This window comes from Neisseria sp. HMSC058F07, from assembly GCF_001810035.1.
Taxonomy (GTDB): Bacteria; Pseudomonadota; Gammaproteobacteria; order Burkholderiales; family Neisseriaceae; genus Neisseria; species Neisseria perflava.
This window is the reverse complement of record NZ_KV799704.1, coordinates 1-379: the sequence shown is the minus strand read 5'-3', so window position 1 is coordinate 379 and position 379 is coordinate 1. Positions and strand designations below refer to the sequence as shown.

Annotated in this window: 1 pseudogene; it reads left to right on the top strand. The window is 55.4% G+C overall.

Features of this window, described 5'->3' with window-relative positions:
* Positions 1–25 precede the first annotated feature (25 nt).
* Positions 26–379 (top strand): annotated as a pseudogene (locus tag HMPREF2696_RS07980) (type IV secretion protein Rhs); the annotation flags it as partial.

The following is a 379-nucleotide window of genomic DNA, read 5'->3' as shown; positions in this document are numbered from 1 at the left end:
CGACCCCGCCCACAACATCCTCGACATCCCGACATCTACCCCCTCTCCCGCGGGAGAGGGTCGTGGAGAGGGCAAAACGACCGCTCCGATTTCAGACGACACCAAAACTCAAGGTCGTCTGAAATCACCTGCCAACCCCAACCTTACCGCCGGCAACCGCCTCAAAGAATACAACGGCATCGAATACACCTACGACGCATTGGGCAACCTGATCTACCGCCAGCTGCCTAATGGCGAAAACCAATATTACCAATACGATTTAGAAAACCAACTCGTCCGCGCCGAAATCAAAAAGCCCGCCGGCAACACCGAGATCTGGACATACGCCTATGACCCGTTCGGCAGACGGCTTTCCAAAGAACGCCAAGACAAACTCGCC